Source organism: Burkholderia sp. APQ4-4ca, assembly GCF_057837105.1.
In genome coordinates this window covers 1-14,964 of record NZ_JBYQCG010000062.1, presented here as the reverse complement: position 1 = coordinate 14,964, position 14,964 = coordinate 1, and the positions used below count along the sequence as shown (strand labels likewise).

Genomic DNA, 14,964 nt, shown 5'->3' with positions numbered 1-14,964 from the left:
GCGATATGTCGATCACCGAACCCGGGAAGCTATCCGCGCATTTTCGAGAATCAAACGCGCCCTTGCTTCCCCCGCCGCCGCTGCACGAGCCAGTCGAGCAGTTGCCGCCCGTCGCGTTCACCAAACCACCGCGCATGCCCGATCAGGTAACCGTCGTACGCGATATCCACGATCGCCGGCGCATCGATGATGCAGCCGAAATACGCGACTTCCGACAGCGCGAACTCCGTATGCACGATCGGCAACAGCGCGACGAGCGCCGCATACGCATCGTCGCTCAGCGGTTCGAGCGATTCATAGCCGTCGAGCAGCATGTCGATCTGCTCGTATTCCACGCGCCGCGCATCGGCCGGCGCCATCCAGTCGACCGTATTGCGCTCGATCGCCAGCGCGAGGTCCATCACCGCACAGGTGCGATCCGACAAGCCGAAATCGAGCACGGTCCGCACCTGCGCGCCGGGCCCCGCTTCGGTCCACAGCAGGTTTGACGCATGCCAGTCGCCGTGCGTCCACAGCGGCGACAACGTGGGCAGCAACGGCACGAGACGCGCGTGATACGGGCCGATCGCCTCGGCCACGTCGCCGCGCCAGTCGCGCGAACCGAGCGCACGCACGAGCAGCGGCTGCGCATCGACCCAGCGTTCGAGCGCGCCCGCCAGATCGGCGGACGACAGCACGCGAAAACTCGACAGCAGCGTGCGCACGGGCCGCGCGGGCGCATCGTAGCCGGCCGACGCGCGATGCAGTTCGGCCAGCGCGCGGCCGGCCGCGTACGCGTGCGACGGATGCGTGAACGGCTGCCACGACATCACGCCGCGATACGGATCGACGCCGGGCGCGAGCACGTGCACCTCATACGTCCACTCGCCAAACGCAAATGCGGTCGCACCGTGACGATCGGCCAGCACGTCCACCACCGGCATCCCGCGTTCGCGCAGATGCGCGATGAAGCGATGCTCTTCCTCGAGCCCCGCGACATCGCGCAAGCTCGCGTGATGTCGCTTGACGAACAACCCGCGCCCGTCCGCCATTCGCACGAGCACCGCTGCCGCGAACTGTCGCGGGCTGTGCCACGTCAGCCGCACCGGCTCGCCCGCGCCGTCGATCCGCGCGAGCACGGCCGCCACCTCGTCGTGCGTGATCAGCGGCCAGTCGCGTTCGGCCTGCTCGCCGTCCACGCCGAATTGCGGCGGTGCGACGTCGCGCGACAGGGGGCCGTCCGGCTCGAGGGGGAATGACATGAACGACGTTGCTCCGTGGTTGAATCCGTGCGCGGATCAGCGCGCGCCGCCGCCCGATGCGAGCGGGCCGCCAGCGGCCGCGCGCAATGCGGCGGCCGTGCGGCTCCAGTCGCGCCAGCCGACGACGGCCAGCCCGATGAACAGCGCATAGAGCCCGGCAGTCAGATACAGTTCCTTGAACACGAACATCCCGACGTACACGACGTTCACGATGATCCACAGCCCCCACGATGCGATGTAGCGCCGCGCGGTCCAGTATTGCGCGACGAGGCTGAACGCGGTCAGCGACGCATCGACGAACGGCAGCGCCGCGTCGGTCCAGCGCGCCATCATCCCGCCGAGCAGCGCGCTGCCGATGACGGCCGCGATCAGGTCGGGCAGCATCTTGAGCGGCTGCACGCCGGTCACGGGCGCGACGTCACCGGCCGTCGCCGCACCGCCGTCGGCCTCGCTCGCGCGCTGCGCGAGCCAGCGCTGCCAGCCGTACACCTGCAGCACCGCGAATGCGCCCTGCAGCAGCATGTCCGAGTACAGCTTCGCATCGAAGAAGATCCAGCCGTACAGCGCGACCGATGCGAGGCCGACCGGCCAGCACAGCATGCGCCGCTTCGCGGTCAGCCAGATCGCGAGCGCGCTGACGATCACGCCGGCGATTTCGAGTGGGGACATCGTCTGTGCTCTCCTGGTGAACTGTCGGGGCCGCGCGTCACGCGGCTGCCTCCGGTCGGTCAGAAATCATAGGTCAACGATACGCGCGCGGTGCGCGGCGCACCCGGGAACAGGTACGCATCGCCCTGCTGCTCGCCTGCGTCGCGCCAGTAGAACTTGTTGAACAGATTGTCCACCGACACGCGCAACACCGTACGATGGCCGCCGATCTTCGTCGTATAACGCGCGCCGAGATTGAACACGAACCACGACGGCACGCGCGCGGTGCCCTCCTCGTTCGCGTTGCGCGCAGCGCTGTATTCCACGCCGCCGAGCACGTTCAGGCCCGCGACGCCCGGCACCGCGTAGTCCGCATACAGCGACGCGCGCAGCGCGGGCACGTTGATGATCTGGTGCCCTTCGTACGCCGGCGACCCGGAATCGTATGCGCGGGCGCGAATCGCCGCGACGCTGGCCGTGAGGCCCAGCCGCTCGGCCACGCGCCCGGCCGCGCCGAGTTCGATCCCCTGGTGCCGCTGCGTGCCGCGCTGCACGAACGTGTAGCTCGTGCCCGACGCGTCAGGATCGGCGAACTGGAACTGCTTGCTGATCGAGAACACCGCGGCCGTGAGGCTCAGCCGGTCGAGCCAGTCGTATTTCGCGCCGACCTCGATCTGGTGCGATTCGACGGGCGGCAGGAACACATACGCGTTGGTCGCGCGCACCGGCGCCTGATCGCCGAGCGACAGCGCCTTGCTGTACGACGCATACAGCGACAGCACGTTCACCGGCTTGTAGACGAGCGCGACCTGCGGCAGGAACACCGAGCGATCGGTATGCGTCGCCCCGCCGTCGAGGCTGCTCCAGCTGCGCTGGCGCAGCAGCACTTCCTTGCCGCCCGCGAGCACCTGCCAGTGTTCGCCGAGGCTGATGCGGTCGAGCCCGAACACGCCGTACTGCCACGAATCGAGCTGCGGATACGACGGCCCGGGCGTGTTCGGCGACGGTGCAAACGCGACGTCGGGCCCGTAGATGTTCTCGCTGCCGACATAGTCGTACACGGCAGTCGCCATGTGCACGACGCGGCGCTGCACGCTCACGCCGAGCGTCAGCTCGTGCCGCAGCGGCCCCGTCGCGAACTTGCCGGTCGTGACCGCGCGCAGATCGTCGTTGCGCCGGTATTCGCCGGGGCTGCGGAAGTCGTACACGTCGTAGTCGCCGTTCGCGCCGAAGAAGAACGGCGACGTCGCGCCGGCCGCGCAGCTCGCCGCGTACGAGCAGCCGTACGCGAACGCGCTGTTGTCGTCGATCATCGTGCGGCTGCGGCCGGCAGCGATATAGGCCTTCCAGTCGTCGTTGAACTGGTAGTCGAAACGCGCGTTCAGGTTCAGCGCATCGGTCGTCACCGGTTTTGCCCACGGCTGCGTGCCGAGCGCCTTCGACGTCGTCTTCACCGACGGCACGACGGTGCCGCCGAGCAACTGGTAGCCAGGCGCGGAACGCTGGATCCACTGCTGGAACTCGGCATTGAGCTGCAGGCTCGCGCGCGGGCTGATGTCCCAGTCGGCGGCGATCGAGCCGAACGTGCGCCGTCCGTTCGTGCCGTCGATATACGAGTGCATGTTCTCCTTCGCCGCGTTGATCCGGAACCCGAACTGGTTGTCCGGGCCGAAGCGACGGCCGAGATCGACGGCTGCCGACGTCGAGCCGCGGCTGTCGACGCCCCCCGTCACGCTCGCGACGTTCGCGGAGCGCTTGGTCACGAAGTTGATCACGCCGCCCGGTGCGACGACGCCGCTGTCGATGCCCGCGAGCCCTTTCAGGATCTCGACGCGCTCCTTGTTCTCGAGCGGCACGTTCTGCTCGCCGGACACCGTCAGCCCGTCGATCCGGATCGCGCTCGCGAGATCGACCGGAAAACCGCGGATCGCGAAGCCCTCGAAATAACCGACCGGCGCGTAGTCGTTGACGACCGACGCATCGTTGCGCACGACGTCGCTCAGCCGCTTCGCCTGCTGATCGTCGATCACCGCGCGCGTGATGACGTTCACGGACGCCGGCGTGTCGCGCAACGGTGCGTCGTCGAGCCCCGCGACCGACGCTTCGCGCGCCCGCAACGCATGGCCGCGCTCGCCGCTCACCGTGATCGCGGGCAGCGTCGTGCTGGCGGTCGCATCGGCGCCCGGCGCGGGTGTATCGCCCTGAGCCGCGGCCGCCTGCGCCGCGAAAAGCGTGACGCCGAGACCGACACCGAGCCCGACCTTCGCGCGCCGCCGCCGTGCGCGCGCCGCTGTTGTTCTATTCACCGTCATTGTTCTGGAGGGAAAACTCGCCATTCGACCTGTCGAAACCCGAAACCCGTTACGAAGCTGCGAAGCGTGCGCTTGCAACCGCATCCGCGCCCATCGCCGGACACGAGCCGTCGACACGATATTCATCGGACGAACCGGACCCTGAGGCCTGCAAGCGGGGCGACGGGTCGGAACAACGCAGGATGGGACATCGGATTCGGATGACGCGCCGGAAGCCGACGCAGCGGCCGACGGGTTCGTCGGATGCCTGTCGGGCGGCCGGCTGCGTCGCGCGGTCGTGTCATGCGGGGGACGCTTCGAACGCCCCGGTGCGGGCGGCGGGCAGTCGCGCCGGCCGTTCATCGGAACGGCGGCCTGCCCGTCGCGCGCGACATCGCGGCGTGGCGCGCATTTTACCCCGGGCGCGGCAAAGGGCCGCGGAATCGGGCGGAATGGGAGACGGGGAAGGCGGGGACGGGGACGAACGGTGCAGGCGGCGCGATAACGGCGGCGACGGCGACGATGCGGTCGCGATTCGCGTCATGCGTGCCGGCGCTGATGCCGGCGTCGTCATGCGCCGGTCAGGTGGCCGGAAACGGGAGCGGGAACGGCGGCCCGCTAACGGCTCACCGTCCGCTCGCTCAAAATCCCTGCATCGTCACAGTCGGATCGACGACCAGATGCACGACGCCGTAAATGACCGCGCCGACCAGCAGCGCGAGCAGCAGCGCCACGAACGGCAGCAGCGTGAAGTTGGCGTTCGCGAGATCGTTCGCGTGCGCCTTGCTGTTGCGCACGCCGAAGAAACTCCACAGGACCAGGCGGACCATGCCGAGCAGTTTCATGATGGGCTCCTTTATCGAATCGGTTGACCCTATCGTCGATCCGGACGGCATTCGAAAAAAGCAGCAGTTGCGTGCGCTTTTCGCGCAGCAGGCCGTCTGCGGCGGCATGTCGCACACGCGTCAGCGGTCGAGCACGAGCGGCTCCGTCGCGCGTTGCGCGGGCCGTGCGACGCACAGCAGCGCGCAGCCGGGTTCGATCTGCGCGTCGGGCGCTTGCTCGTAGTCGACCACGCCGGACAGCACGCGCGTCGCGCATGTGCCGCACGAACCGGAGCGGCATTCGGACGGCACGGCCACGCGCTGCCCTTCCGCGAATTCGAGCAGCGTGCCGTCGGCGGGCGTCCACGCGGCTTCGCGCCCCGTACGCCGAAACACGACCGGCACGCTCGGCGCCGCCGGCGCGACAGCCGCGCGGGTCGCACTGCGCGAGACGCTCGACGGCCCGAACGCCTCGAAACGGATGCGTTCGTCCGGCACGTTCAGCGCGCGCAGCCCGTCGTACAGGTCGCGCATGAATGCCGCCGGCCCGCACAGATAGAAATCGTAATCGTCGAATGAAAGGACCCGCTTCAGTTGCCCGATGTCGATGCGCCCGGCCCGCGCGGCCGAGCCGTCGTGAGGATGACTGTCGAACCAGTGAAGCGACACGCGTGCATCGGCGGCCGCGATGCGCGCCAGTTCGGCGGCGAACGGCCGGTCGGCCGCTTCCCGTGCGCCATGCACGAACACGACGCGGCGCGACGGCACGTCGCCGGCCAGTGCGCGGCGCAGCATCGCGACCATCGGCGTGATGCCGATGCCGGCCGACACGAGCACGGCCGGGCGCGGGCTCGCGAGATCGAACGTGAAGCGGCCGCGCAGCATCTGCGCGTCGAGCGTCATGCCGGCCTGCACGTGATCGTGCAGCCACGCCGATACGCGCCCTTCCCGTTTCACGGTGATCCGGTAATGCGCACCGCCCGGCGCGTCGGACAGCGTGTAGCTGCGAATCGTGGGCGCGTCGCTCCCCGGCAGCGCGATGCGCAGCGTCAGATGCTGACCGGCTTCGTACGCAGGCAATGCGCCGCCATCCGCCGATTCGAAATGGAACGACCGGATCGCGCGCGCTTCGTCGACGATCTTCGCAATGCGCAGCGTTCGCCATGCGGGAGCCGATGCCGGCACGGCGGCGAATGGCGCCGGTTCGGCCGTTGCCGCCGCACCGCCCGACGCCGACGCCGACGCCGCCGTCGCCATCGCCGCGAACTGCGGCGCACGCTCGACCGCCGACCACCGGAACGGCAGCACGGCCCGCACGCGCCGCACTTCCCGAACGTGGAAGCGCACGACGCGCTGTGCGCCGTCGAACGACGCGACGAGCGGCCCGTCCCACACGATCTCCGCGTGCGCGGCGACGTACAGCAGATCGCCGCTGTCGAAATCGACGAACAGCAGCCCCGCGCGCGGATCGTGCTGCAGGTTGCCCAGCGTATTGAAGAACCGGTTGCCGCTGAAATCGGGCGTGGTCAGCGTACGCGCATCGTCGACGCGCACGAAGCCCGGCACCCCGCCGCGATGCGATACGTCCGCGCCGCGCGCCGCGCCCGCCTCCGCCGACGTGTTCGCACTCGCGACGAAGAACGTATCGGCCTGTGCGAGCAGCGCGCGATTCGCGTCGCTCAATGCATCCGACACGTCGGGCGCGACGGACGCTCCGACGTCCCGCGCGACGAAAGTGGGCTTGCGGCCCTGGATGTACTTCGCGCAGTTGCCGAAGCTCTGCTCGACGGCGATCGTCAGCGCATCGCCGTCGATCGCGCGCACGACGCCGTTCACGCGATTGCGCCGCCGCGTATCGAATTCGATCCCGAGTCCGCCGAGCGGCGCGCCCGCCTGCCACGCACCGGCCAGCGGATCGCCCGGCAGCGCGGGTGCCGCGATGCGCAGCGTGCGGGCGTCCGGCGACGTGACGAACCCCGGCGTACCGACGCGCAGCGTCGCCCACGGCTGGCCGTTTGCATCGACGCCGCCGAGCATGAAGAACGGCAGTTGCGCGAAAAACGTCCGGTGCTGATCCGGCATGAAGCGCCGGATCCCGCGCCGGCCGGCCGCGCTCGCCGCGTCCGTCACGCCTGCGCGCTGCTGCACGGCAAGCTCGCCCGCGTGAAACGGCGCGGTATCGAGTTCCCACCCCGGTACGACGGCGGTTGGCGCATTCATCGCGTTCTCTCCCGAACAAGCGCGGCAGCAATGAGTATCAAGCGGCGAGCAGACCCGCGCGCGTCGTCGGCATCGCGACGAAGCCCGGCAGCGCCTCGATACGCGCCAGCCACGCCCGCACGTGCGGATACGGTTCGAGCGACACGCCGCCTTCCGGCGCGTGGGCGATGTACGTGTACGCGGCGATGTCCGCGATCGTCGGCTGCGCGCCGGCCGCGAACGGCTTGCCGGCCAGCTCGCGATCGATCACGTCGAGCACCTTCGCGGCCGTGCGCTTGGCCGCTTCCGGGTCGAGCTGCGCGCCGAACACGGTCACGAGCCGCGCGGCCGCGGGACCCGATGCGATCGGGCCGGCCGCGTACGACAGCCAGCGCTGCACGACGGCCGCGCCGACCGGATCGTCGGGCAGCCAGTGCGCGTCGCCGTAGCGCTTCGCGAGGTACACGAGGATCGCGTTCGAATCGGCGATCACGGTGCCGCCGTCGTCGATCACCGGCACCTGCCCGAGCGGATTGAGCGCGAGAAACGCCGGTTCGCGCTGCGCGCCGGTCGCGAGATCGACGTCGATGGTCCTGGACGGCAACCCGAGCAGCGACAGGAACAACCGGACACGATGCGCGTGCCCGGACAGCAGGAACGAATAGACGCGAATGGGCGAGGCGGGCTTGCTGGCGGCAGACATGGAAACACTCCGGAATCTCGCGCCGCCGGGGATCGGCGACGAACGGCTCCAGCGTAACGCTCGCCGTTCGTCGCCAGAAGACGGATAATCGCGGAAACATTCTCCGCTTTCATAGGACAATCGACGATGGCCGATCTGCGCGACGTGAACCTGAACCGGCTGGCGATCTTCGTCGCGGTGGTCGACGCCGGCTCGCTGACGGCCGCCGCCGAGCGGCTCGGCCTCGCGAAGACGGTCGTCAGCACGCACATGCAGCGCCTCGAATCCGAGGTCGGCGCTAACCTGCTGGTGCGCACGACGCGGCGGCTGAGCGTGACCGATGCCGGCCGCGTGTTCTACGACGCGTGCCGCGACATCGTGCGCGCCACCGAAGCCGCGCTCGACACGGTGTCGTCCGACGCCGGGCCGCTGCGCGGCACGCTGCGCGTGAGCGTGCCGATCGACTACGGCGCGCTGGTGGTCGCGCCGGCCGTCGTCGCACTGCGCGACCGGCATCCGGCGCTCGCCGTCGAACTCGTCGCGAACGATCGCGTCGTCGACCTGGTCGCGGACAACCTCGACGTCGCGATCCGCATCGGCCGTCTCGCCGATTCGAACTATCGCGCGGTGCAGCTCGGCACCTATGAGAAATGGCTGGTCGCGAGCCCGGCGTTCGTCGCGCGACACGGTCTGCCGCGCGATCCCGATGCGCTCGCCGCGCTGCCGTTCGTGATGCTGTCGTCGCTGCCGCGCCCGCATACGCTCGAACTCGATGACGTGCGGGGCGGCCGCGCGTCGGTGCGCTGCGTCGCGCCGGTCGTGTCGAACACCGCGACCGCGTGCCGCGCGATCGTGCTCGCGGGCGGCGGCTTCGGGCTGCTGACGGATTTCTCGACCGCGGACGACGTCGCGGCCGGCCGGCTCGTGCGGCTGCTGCCGGGCTGGCACACGGCGCCGGCCGGGATCCATGCGGTGTATCCGTCGACGCGGCTGCCGTCGCCGAAGGTGCGCGCGTTCATCGAGGCGATGAAGGCGCGGATCGGGGAGACGCCCGTGGTCGTACCCGCGAAGCGACGCCGCACGCGTTAGCGTGTCAGTCGAACCGGACGACGTTACATTCGGGACTCATTCGTCGCAGCCCTCGATATCGGCGAATACGCACTCGACAGGACGAAAACGGCCCTGCTCGATTTCGCGCTCGCCTGAAGACAGCAGCGTCGCCAACACCAGCGTCGCCTGAGACGCTCCCGACGATTCGATATCCACGACATACCGCTGGCCAAGATCCGGATGGCCGCCCGTATCAACGCATGATTGATGGCGAACCGTCACGTCACGCATTGCCGCTACCCCGCCTCCCGCAACGTCCCCAGCAGCACCTTCCTGCAACTCGCGATCATCTGCGTCTCCGGATCGCGATAGTCGGTCAGCAGCCACGCCGCGCCGACGTTCGTCATCGCGCCGACGAGCGCGAGCCCGATCAGCCGCTGCTCGGTACGCTCGGCAGGCGTGACGACTTCTCCCGGCGCGCCGATCGCCATGATCAGCTTGCCGAAGTCGATCAGCATGCGCTGGTACGTCATGTCGGTATCCGCGCTCACGCCCATCACCTCGAGCAGCAGCACGCGCGCCGCGCACGGATCGCGCAGAAACGCGAAGAACGCGGCGAGCCCCGCGTCGACACGCTCCCGCAAATCGCCGCCGCGCGCGGCGACCGCCCGCGCGACCGCGTCATGCAATTGCTGCGCGTGATGCAGGTAGGTGCAGCGCAACAGATCCTCGGTGCTGTCGAACGCCGCATAGAAATAGCGGTCGTTCAGCTTCGCTTCCTGGCAGATCGACCGCACGGTCGCCTTGCGAAAACCCACCGTGCCGAACACGCGCGTCGCCGCGCGAATCAACGCGTCGCGCCGCTCGGCGGCCCGCACCTCGGGCGCCACGCCGCCATACGACCGGCCCTTTTTTTCCGTTTCGAGTGCTTTCTCCATTCCGCTATTTGACATCAGGACACCCGAAAACTAAAGTGGTGACGAACAACACCACAATAGATGCGCCGCCGGTGCAGCGCAAGCGGAACGGGAGGACGACGAATGAAGGGGTTTTCCGGCAAGGTCGCCGCGATCACGGGCGCCGGTTCGGGCATGGGCCGCAGCCTCGCGGTCGAGCTCGCGCGGCGCGGTTGCGAGGTCGCGCTCGCCGACGTCAGCGAAGCCGGCCTCGCCGGCACGGCGGCCGCCTGCGCGCGGCACGGTGTACGCGTAAGCACACGGCGGCTCGACGTCGCCGACCGCGACGCGGTGTTCGCGTGGGCCGATTTCGTTCGCGCCGAGCACGGCAAGGTCAACCTGATCTTCAACAATGCGGGCGTGTCGCTGGCCGCCAGCGCCGAAACCGCGCGTCTCGCCGATCTCGAGTGGATCGTCGGCGTCAATTTCTGGGGCGTCGTGCACGGCACGCAGGCGTTCCTGCCGCATCTGCGCGCGTCGGGCGACGGCCACGTCGTCAACACGTCGAGCCTGTTCGGGCTCGTCGCGATGCCGACGCAAAGCGCGTACAACGCGACCAAGTTCGCGGTGCGCGGCTTCACCGAGGCGCTGCGCATGGAACTCGAACTCGACGGCGCGCCGGTGAGCGCGACCTGCGTGCATCCGGGCGGCGTCGCGACGAGCATCGTCGACGCGGGCCGCGTCGATACCAGCATCCACGCGCTGACGGGCCAGGACGAAGCGACCCATCGCCGCCAGGCGAACCGCCTGATCAACGCGACGACGGCCGACGAGGCCGCGCGGCAGATCCTCGCGGGCGTCGAGCGCAATGCGCGCCGCGTGCTGGTCGGCGCCGACGCGCGCCGGCTCGACAGGATCGCGCGGCTGCTCGGCGCCGGTTACCAGTGGCTGATGTTGCGCCACGTGCGCCGCGCCCGCGCACGCAACCTCGAACGCGCCCACGCTCCGGCCGCGCGCCCGACCACGCCGACCCAGGACCCCGCATGACCTCGACGACCGACCGGCGCGACGCGCCGCCCGCTGCCGACGCCCGCCACGACAGTGACGATCGCCGCGACCTCGACGTGCTGATCGTCGGCGCCGGCCTGTCCGGCATCGGCGCCGCGTATCACCTGAAGCAGCGCTGCCCGCATGCGAGCGTGGCGATCGTCGAGGCGCGCGACGCGATCGGCGGCACTTGGGATCTGTTCCGCTATCCGGGCGTTCGTTCGGATTCCGACATGTTCACGCTCGGCTACAGCTTCCGTCCGTGGCACAGCGACAAGGCGATCTCCGACGGGCAGACGATCCTCGACTACATCCGCGACACCGCGCGCACCTACGGTATCGACAAGACGATCCGCTACGGCCGGAAGGTCGTCGCGGCCGACTGGGATTCGAACCGCGCGCGCTGGACGGTGCGCATCGAGCGCACGCGAGACGGCGCGACCGACACGCTCGTCTACACCTGTCGCTTCCTCTTCATGTGCAGCGGCTACTACGACTACGACGCCGGCTACCTGCCCGACTGGCCAGGCATGGATACGTTCGAAGGCAAGCTCGTGCATCCGCAGCACTGGCCGAAAGACCTGTCGTACGCGAACCGGCGCGTGGTCGTGATCGGCAGCGGCGCGACGGCCGTCACGCTGGTGCCGTCGATGGCGGCCGACGCGCGGCACGTGACCATGCTGCAGCGCTCGCCGACCTACATCGTGTCGCTGCCCGCGCGCGACAAGATCGCGAACGCGCTGCGCCGCGTGCTGCCGTCGCGGCTCGCGCACCGGCTCGTGCGCATGAAGAACGTGCTGCTGACGATGTACCTGTACAACGTGTCGCGCCGCAAGCCCGACCGGACGAAGCAATTCATCATCCGCGCGGCCAGCAAGCAGCTCGGCCCCGGCTTCGACGTCGCGAAGCACCTGACGCCGCGCTACATGCCGTGGGACCAGCGCGTGTGCCTCGTGCCGAACGGCGACCTATTCAAGGCGATTCGCGCGGGCCGCGCATCGATCGTCACCGACGAGATCGAACGCTTCACGCCGACCGGCCTCCAGCTCAAGAGCGGCCAGCAGCTCGACGCGGACGTGATCGTCACCGCGACCGGGCTGAAGGTGAAGATGCTCGGCGGCGCGCGCGTGACCGTCGATGGCCGCCCGGTCGATCTGCCGGAAACGGTGTCGTACAAGGGGATGATGTACAGCGACGTGCCCAACCTCGCGTCGTCGTTCGGCTACACGAATGCGTCGTGGACGTTGAAGGCCGAGTTGATCGCGCGCTACGTGTGCCGGCTGCTCAACCACATGCGCGCGAACGGGTACGACACGTGCGTGCCGCGGCTCGGCGCGGGCGATCTCGGCGACGTGCCGGCCGTCAACCTGAGCTCCGGCTACATCCAGCGCGCGGCCGGCATCCTGCCGAAGCAGGGGCACCGCAAGCCGTGGAAATTCCACCAGAACTACGTGCTCGATCTCGCGTCGCTGAAGTTCAGCACGCTCGCCGATTCCGCGATGCATTTCGAACGCCGCGCAAAAACCGGCGCGGCCGCCACCGCACCGGCTGCCGAACCCGCACTCGAAACCCGCTGAGGCCGACATGACTCCTACGCTCCACCTGATCCAGAACGTGCTGCTCGGCGTCGTCGCGGTGCTCGCCGCGCTCGCGCTGTTTTCCGGCTACGTGGCCCATCGCGTGACGCGCGCGTTTCCGCCCGAAGGCCGCTTCGTCGACATCGACGGCGATCGTATCCACTACGTCGAATACGGCAACGGCCCGCCGATCGTGTTCGTCCACGGGCTCGCGGGGCAATGGCGCAATTTCGCGTACCTGCCGCTCACGCGGCTCGCGCAGCAGCATCGCGTGATCCTGATCGACCGCCCGGGCGCCGGCCGCTCGCTGCGCGGCGCGGCCTCGCAGGCGAACGTGTTCGCGCAGGCCCGCACCGTCGCCGCGTTCATCGACGCGCTCGAGCTCGACAAGCCCGTGCTGGTCGGCCATTCGCTCGGCGGCGCGATCGCGCTCGCGGTCGGCCTCAACCATGCGGACCGCGTGAGCCGGCTCGCGCTGATCGCGCCGCTGTCGCACGAGCAGACCGAGCCGCCCGCGCCGTTCAAGCCGTTGATGCTGCCGTCGCCGCTCGTGCGTCGTTTCGTGTCGTGGACCTTCGCGATCCCGCTGACGATCCTGACGGGCCGCAGCGCCGTGCGCCAGGTGTTCGCGCCGGAGGACGTGCCGCGCGACTTCCCGGTCAAGGGTGGCGGCCTGCTCGGGATGCGCCCGCACGTGTTCTACGCGACGGCGACGGACCTGCTGTCGGCGCCCGTCGACCTGCCAGCAATGGAGCGTCGCTACGCGGCGCTCGCGCTGCCGGTCGACGTGCTGTACGGCCACGCCGATCCCATCCTGAACTGGCGCGAGCACGGCGACGCGCTCGCGAAGAAATCGGCGCGCGTGCGGCTGAAGGTCGTCGAGGGCGGGCACATGCTGCCGGTCACGATGCCCGAAGCGACGGCCGACTGGCTTCTCGAAGTCGCCGCCGCGCCGGCCGACGTTGCGGCGCAGACCGTGCGCATCGCGTAGCTCGCGGCGGCGCCGGTTTCCGTCGCGGGGAGCCGACGCCGCGACGCAATCAGGCTTCGTCGTCGGGTATCGACAGCCCGCGCTCCGAGAGCACCTCGCGCGCGCTGCGAAACGCCTCGACCGCGGCCGGCGCGCCGGCGTACAGCGCGCTGTGCAGCAATACCTCGCGAATCTCGACGAGGCTCGCGCCGTTGTTGAGTGCGCCGCGGATATGCCCCTTCAGTTCCGTGCCGCGGCCGAGCGCCGCCAGCATCGCGCACGTGCACAGGCTGCGCGTCTTCAGGTCGATCCCGCCCCGCTGCCACGTGCTGCCCCACGCATGCTCGTTCAGCCAGTTCTGCAGCGGGCGGGAGAACCCGTCGAGATCGCTCATCGCGCGCTCGACGAACGCCTCGCCCATCACATCGATGCGCCGCGCCTTGCCATATTCCCTGTCCTGTTCGCTCATGTCGGTGTCCTGGTGATTTGGCGTCGTGGCCGTGCCCGCTGCCGCGCCGGCGGCCGGGGTTCGCGTCATGTTCGGCGGGACGGCGCGTTTCGTCAAAGATGCGGGCCTCGATTCGCGGCCGGGCGCGTCACGTGCGATCGAACGCTACGTAACATCCCGTCGCGCGTTACGGCGCCTGACGGGAACATCACGGCCGCGACGCTCGCGCGCCGCGCGTGCCTGTCGCGCGAAATCGCCATTCCTCCGTTTAAATCGCATCGATATTCCCGATTTCCGCAACAAATCACGACACCGTTTCGCGAAACATGTCGTGGCTCGGAATTTGCAGTGAAGGCTTGGACACACTTCCAATGTCGAGGCCAACATGCACATTCTCCTCAAGAAGACGACGGTAACGATGGCCGTCTCGTCACTGCTCGCGCTGTACGGCTGCGGCTCGGTCGATGGACCGACGACCCCGCCGACCATCAAGCCGAGCACGTCCGGGACGGGTGGTAGTTCGGGGACTTCGGGTACGTCGGGCAGTTCCGGTACGTCGGGTACTTCTGGCACGTCGGGTACCTCCGGCACTTCGGGCACTTCCGGTACCTCGGGCACTTCCGGCACTTCGGGTACTTCGGGTACTTCGGGTACTTCGGGTACTTCGGGTACTTCGGGTACTTCGGGTACTTCGGGTACTTCGGGTACTTCGGGCAGTTCCGGTACGTCGGGTACTTCTGGCACGTCGGGTACCTCCGGCACTTCGGGCACTTCCGGTACCTCGGGCACTTCCGGCACTTCGGGTACTTCGGGTACTTCGGGTACTTCGGGTACTTCGGGTACTTCGGGTACTTCGGGTACTTCGGGTACTTCGGGTACTTCTGGCACGTCGGGTACCTCCGGCACTTCGGGCACTTCCGGTACCTCGGGCACTTCCGGCACTTCGGGTACTTCGGGTACTTCGGGTACTTCGGGTACTTCGGGTACTTCGGGTACTTCGGGTACTTCGGGTACTTCGGGTACTTCGGGCACTTCGGGTACTTCGGGTACTTCGGGTACTTCGGGTACTTCGGGCACTTCCGGCACTTCCG

14 protein-coding genes are annotated in these 14,964 nt (G+C 68.9%); 4 read left to right on the top strand and 10 right to left on the bottom strand.

Annotated features, from left to right (window positions below; all coding sequences use genetic code 11):
• Positions 1 to 50: 50 nt before the first annotated feature.
• The 6 genes from AC3IFE_RS03880 to AC3IFE_RS03855 form a co-directional block, all read right to left on the bottom strand.
• Positions 51 to 1,241 carry a phosphotransferase enzyme family protein gene (locus AC3IFE_RS03880; protein ID WP_489189650.1) on the bottom strand — a complete coding sequence of 397 codons (1,191 nt, stop codon included), beginning with the start codon at positions 1,239 to 1,241 and terminating at the stop codon, positions 51 to 53.
• 36 nt (positions 1,242 to 1,277) lie between these two features.
• Positions 1,278 to 1,910, bottom strand: coding sequence for a nicotinamide riboside transporter PnuC (gene pnuC, locus AC3IFE_RS03875; RefSeq protein WP_489189649.1), 633 nt, complete (start codon positions 1,908 to 1,910; stop codon positions 1,278 to 1,280).
• Positions 1,911 to 1,969: 59 nt separating this feature from the next.
• Positions 1,970 to 4,201 carry a TonB-dependent siderophore receptor gene (locus AC3IFE_RS03870; RefSeq protein ID WP_489189648.1) on the bottom strand — a complete coding sequence of 744 codons (2,232 nt, stop codon included), beginning with the start codon at positions 4,199 to 4,201 and terminating at the stop codon, positions 1,970 to 1,972.
• A gap of 620 nt (positions 4,202 to 4,821) precedes the next feature.
• Complete coding sequence (locus AC3IFE_RS03865) at positions 4,822 to 5,025, bottom strand: DUF2970 domain-containing protein (protein ID WP_050014477.1); 204 nt, start codon at positions 5,023 to 5,025, stop codon at positions 4,822 to 4,824.
• A 120-nt stretch (positions 5,026 to 5,145) separates the two neighbouring features.
• Complete coding sequence (locus AC3IFE_RS03860) at positions 5,146 to 7,224, bottom strand: pyridoxamine 5'-phosphate oxidase family protein (protein ID WP_489189647.1); 2,079 nt, start codon at positions 7,222 to 7,224, stop codon at positions 5,146 to 5,148.
• 37 nt (positions 7,225 to 7,261) lie between these two features.
• Positions 7,262 to 7,906: a glutathione S-transferase family protein gene (locus AC3IFE_RS03855; RefSeq protein ID WP_489189646.1), complete on the bottom strand. Its 645-nt coding sequence runs from the start codon at positions 7,904 to 7,906 to the stop codon at positions 7,262 to 7,264.
• Positions 7,907 to 8,032: 126 nt separating this feature from the next.
• Here AC3IFE_RS03855 and AC3IFE_RS03850 point away from each other — a divergent pair, with 126 nt between their 5' ends.
• Complete coding sequence (locus AC3IFE_RS03850) at positions 8,033 to 8,974, top strand: LysR family transcriptional regulator (protein WP_089469151.1); 942 nt, start codon at positions 8,033 to 8,035, stop codon at positions 8,972 to 8,974.
• Between the two features lie 36 nt (positions 8,975 to 9,010).
• Here the strand turns inward: AC3IFE_RS03850 and AC3IFE_RS03845 are convergent, their stop codons facing one another.
• Both AC3IFE_RS03845 and AC3IFE_RS03840 read right to left on the bottom strand, forming a co-directional pair.
• The gene (locus tag AC3IFE_RS03845) at positions 9,011 to 9,226 is read right to left on the bottom strand and encodes a hypothetical protein (protein WP_489189645.1); all 216 of its coding nucleotides are present in this window, start codon (positions 9,224 to 9,226) and stop codon (positions 9,011 to 9,013) included.
• Between the two features lie 5 nt (positions 9,227 to 9,231).
• Positions 9,232 to 9,888 (bottom strand): TetR/AcrR family transcriptional regulator, encoded by a 657-nt coding sequence (locus AC3IFE_RS03840; protein WP_489189644.1) that lies wholly within the window; start codon positions 9,886 to 9,888, stop codon positions 9,232 to 9,234.
• 87 nt (positions 9,889 to 9,975) lie between these two features.
• On the opposite strand from AC3IFE_RS03840, the gene AC3IFE_RS03835 reads away from it, so the two are divergent.
• From AC3IFE_RS03835 to AC3IFE_RS03825, 3 genes are read left to right on the top strand one after another with little or no spacing between them, the layout of a single operon-like run.
• Positions 9,976 to 10,878: an SDR family NAD(P)-dependent oxidoreductase gene (locus AC3IFE_RS03835; protein WP_489189643.1), complete on the top strand. Its 903-nt coding sequence runs from the start codon at positions 9,976 to 9,978 to the stop codon at positions 10,876 to 10,878.
• Positions 10,875 to 12,455 carry a flavin-containing monooxygenase gene (locus tag AC3IFE_RS03830; protein ID WP_489189642.1) on the top strand — a complete coding sequence of 527 codons (1,581 nt, stop codon included), beginning with the start codon at positions 10,875 to 10,877 and terminating at the stop codon, positions 12,453 to 12,455. The genes AC3IFE_RS03835 and AC3IFE_RS03830 overlap by 4 nt, the downstream gene beginning before the upstream one ends.
• A 7-nt stretch (positions 12,456 to 12,462) precedes the next feature.
• Complete coding sequence (locus tag AC3IFE_RS03825; protein WP_489189641.1) at positions 12,463 to 13,446, top strand: alpha/beta fold hydrolase; 984 nt, start codon at positions 12,463 to 12,465, stop codon at positions 13,444 to 13,446.
• A 49-nt stretch (positions 13,447 to 13,495) separates the two neighbouring features.
• On the opposite strand, the gene AC3IFE_RS03820 is transcribed toward AC3IFE_RS03825, so the two are convergent.
• Positions 13,496 to 13,894, bottom strand: a complete 399-nt coding sequence (locus AC3IFE_RS03820; protein WP_489189640.1) for a carboxymuconolactone decarboxylase family protein — start codon at positions 13,892 to 13,894, stop codon at positions 13,496 to 13,498.
• Positions 13,895 to 14,038: 144 nt separating this feature from the next.
• A partial coding sequence (locus AC3IFE_RS03815; RefSeq protein WP_489189639.1) for a highly repetitive protein occupies positions 14,039 to 14,964 on the bottom strand: 926 nt, incomplete at its 5' end.